The sequence below is a fragment of the Bradyrhizobium sp. genome (genome assembly GCF_019244115.1).
In the GTDB taxonomy this organism is placed as follows: domain Bacteria; phylum Pseudomonadota; class Alphaproteobacteria; order Rhizobiales; family Xanthobacteraceae; genus Bradyrhizobium.
In genome coordinates this window covers 1-3,531 of sequence record NZ_JAFATE010000694.1, presented here as the reverse complement: position 1 = coordinate 3,531, position 3,531 = coordinate 1, and the positions used below count along the sequence as shown (strand labels likewise).

Annotated in this window: 2 protein-coding genes and 1 pseudogene; 2 read left to right on the top strand and 1 reads right to left on the bottom strand. The window is 60.4% G+C overall.

The annotated features are described in order from the left end of the window. Together JOZ76_RS30055 and JOZ76_RS30050 are read left to right on the top strand one after the other, a co-directional pair. Positions 1-505, top strand: a 505-nt coding sequence (locus JOZ76_RS30055) for an ATP-binding protein (RefSeq protein ID WP_291704923.1), incomplete at its 5' end; no start/stop codon positions are given. A 146-nt stretch (positions 506-651) separates the two neighbouring features. Then, entirely contained in the window at positions 652-2,979 is a 2,328-nt protein-coding gene (locus JOZ76_RS30050) for a S8 family peptidase (protein ID WP_366938646.1), read from the top strand. Positions 2,980-3,132: 153 nt separating this feature from the next. On the opposite strand, the pseudogene JOZ76_RS30045 reads toward JOZ76_RS30050, so the two are convergent. Beyond that, positions 3,133-3,531: pseudogene (locus JOZ76_RS30045) on the bottom strand (ABC transporter substrate-binding protein); the annotation flags it as partial.

Sequence of the window (3,531 nt, the reverse complement as noted above, 5' to 3'; positions counted from 1 at the left end):
GCTGCAGGGCGATGGCATCGAATATCAAGCGCTGCGCTTGATATTCGATGCCATCGCCCTGCAGCGAGGTGTCTACTTCTTCGATGAATTCGACGCTATCGGCTCGCAACGAGCGGGACCGAACGACGTTGGTGAAATCCGCCGTGTCCTGAATTCCTTCCTCACCTTCCTGGAGCAGGACGACGGACTAAGCCTCGTCATTGCCGCGACCAATCACCCTAAATTGTTGGACAGGGCGCTGGGCCGCCGCTTCGACGACGTCATTCCTTATTCGATCCCTGAAGCTGGCGTAGCGCGCGGTATTCTCGAAGCGCGCCTCGTAACTTTTGATCTTACGTCAGTCAACTGGGACGAAGTGGTCGCGGCAACTAAAGGCCTGTCGCAGGCCGAACTAGCGCGTGCGGCCGATGAGGCCGCGAAGGGGGCGGTTCTTTCGGACCGCGAGCGCATTAGCTCGAACGCGCTATTGGCGGCAGTCGCCGAGCGTCGCACGGCAGCCCTGTAATTTAACGAGGAATCATGGCAGTCGCACCGCGGAATCGTCCGCATCTGCGTATCGCAGGCGGTGGGCGAAGCGAAGCCTACACCTCTCCGCGCCTCGTGATCACCGGAATGCCGCCGGCTCGCGCTCGTGGCGCTCATGCCGCCAAGTTGAAGAACGCCATCGATGCCGCGATCGTAGCCGCGCGCCATCGGATGGCCGCGCGCGAAATTGGCATCGCTGAGGGTCAGCCGGGCTTCTATCTTGAATTCGATATTCCGACCACGGAGCGGGCAGCAATCGAGGGGCTTGAGAATAAGAAGAGTGCGATCGAGCTCGTCGCGGTTAGGCCACCTGCCGAAGGTGAGGAACTTGTCACAGCGAGCGTATTCGTCCCCGAGAGCGCGACCGAGTTCTTTGCCAACAAAATCGAAGCCTATCGCACGCAAGACACACGGTCCGGCAAGCCCAAATACCAAGCTTTAGTTGCCCGCATCGAAGGCATTCGTCTTGGCGTCGCTCGCTCATTATTTACCGACGAAATCGCGCTCTTCCCGGCGACGAACCGACCGACCTGGTGGGAAGTCTGGCTACGCGACGACCGTTTGGCCGAGTTCCATACTGTAGCCGATCGCCTAAATGTGAGGACGAAGTCGCACACGATCAGCTTTCCAGAGCGCGACGTAATCTTGGCGCTTGCTGATGAAGCCGCGATGGATCGGCTACTTAGGAACTCGGATGCGGTCGCTGAACTACGGCTGGCGAAAGACACTCCGACGCTCTTCCTGGAGATGCCGACGATCGAGCAGGCCGACTTGGCCGGGGATCTACGCGATCGTGTCGATCCCCCCGGCGCGTTGGCGCCTGCCGTCTGCCTCCTCGATGGTGGCGTGACGCAAAATCATCCGCTCATCGCGCTGGGGCTCGATACGGCGGATCAACATAGCTATGAGCCAGCTTGGGGTGTCGCCGACAGCGCCTATTGGAATGGCCATGGGACATCGATGGCGGGTCTCGCTCTATATGGCGATCTCGAAGGAGCCTTGTCACATCAAGCGCGGGTTACACTGTCGCATCGCTTGGAGACAGTCAAAATCCTGCCGCCCGCTGGTGAGAACGACCCACTGCTCTATGGCGCCATCACGCAGACAGCGATCGACAGAGTCGAAGCACGGGCACCACGTCGTCGCCGCGCTTTCTGCATGGCGGTGACAAGTGATTTAGGATTAGGACGCGGTCGTCCGTCGTCCTGGTCAGCCGCGGTCGACCAACTATGCTATGGAGCTGGCGATCGCCGGCGTTTGATGGTGCTAGCCGCCGGCAATCTGCCTGGAGACATCCGCGCCAGCGAATACCCCGATCGCAACGATCTCGAGGAGGTCGCGAGCCCAGCCCAGGCCTGGAATCCAATCGTCTTCGGCGCTGCGACCGACAAGATTACCATTAAGCATCCGGATTATAATGGCTGGGCGCCGGTTGCACCGGCTGGCGACCTATCCCCGGCATCGAGAACATCGGGGATATGGGATCGGCAATGGCCAATCCGGCCCGATGTCGTGTTCGAGGGTGGGAATTTCGCACATGACGGTACGAACCCCGCTTCCGCGATCGATGATCTACAACTCGTCACGACGCATTATCGGCCGGCGTTGCGGCTCTTCGAGGCGTTCGGAGATACTAGCGCGGCAAACGCACTCGGCGCACGCTTGAGCGGGCAAATCATGGCGGCTCGTCCTGAGCTCTGGCCCGAAACCATTCGTGGGCTGATCGTGCACGCTGCGGAATGGACACCCGCCATGCGGGCTCACTTCGACGCAGCTGGATCGCAGGCCGCGAAATCGGCGGTGCTACGCCGCTATGGATGGGGCGTGCCCGATTACTCCCGTTCGCTACTGAGCGCCACCAATGACGCAACCCTCATTGTCGAGGACGCGTTGCTGCCCTTTCGCAAGGAAGGCTCGGCCATCAAGACGCGCGACATGAATCTTCATCTGCTTCCCTGGCCACGCGACGAGCTTGCGGCCCTAGGCGCGCTGGACGTCGAATTGCGAGTTACTCTGTCATATTTCGTGGAGCCCAATCCTGGGGAGCGAGGCTGGACCCGACGTCATCGCTACGCGTCTCACAGTTTGCGTTTCGCGGTAAAACGCTCGCTTGAAAGCCTCGATGCTTTCCGGCAGCGGATCAACAAAGCCGCAGAGGTAGAAGAAGAAGGCGACGTCGTGGTCGCTCCTCGCGGAGACCGTTGGGTCCTCGGTACCATTCGTGATCGCGGGTCTATCCATTCGGACATCTGGAAAGGCAGCGCTGCGGCGCTGGCCGATCGCGACGCTGTCGGTGTCTATCCGATTAGTGGTTGGTGGAAGGAGAAGCCAGCGCTTCAACGCTGGGACAGGTCAGCTCGCTACTCGCTTCTAGTGACCGTCCGGGCGACATCCGCGGATGTCGACATCTATACGGCGATCGCTAACCAGATCGCCGTCGCAATACCCGCTTAAAACTATGGACGTTACAGACTCGGCGCTCTTTGCTTGCTTTCGTATGCCGCGATTATTCCGGAAGAGTACCAACTCAAGGTCCGGTTCCAGGCTATGGTCAGGCTGGCGTCCATCGCAGCATCGGCTCTACGACGGGCCGCCCTTAGGCAAAGCCTACTTCGCCTTCTTCGAGCCGACCTCTTCGTCCCAGCGGCGAAAGGCGAGCACGAGCTTGTCGGGGGTGAGCGAAAGCTCGATCGGGTTGTCGGCGATCAGCTTGGCATATTCGGGGCGACCGAATTCGGCGATGATGTCCTGGCTCTTTTGCGGCGCCATCGACAGCGGCACGTTCTTCACCGCGGGTCCCGGATAAAGGTAGCCTTCATCGTAAGTGAAGGCCTGGATCTTCGGCGTGAGCATATAGGCCATGAGATCGAGGAGGACGGCGAAGCGGTCCTGCGGCACGCCTTTCGGCACCGCCATGAAGAAAGCGTCCGACACCCAGTGGAAGCCTTGCAGCGTGCCGATGGCGGCGCTCTTCGGCACGATGCCGAGATAGCGCGGATTGATGTC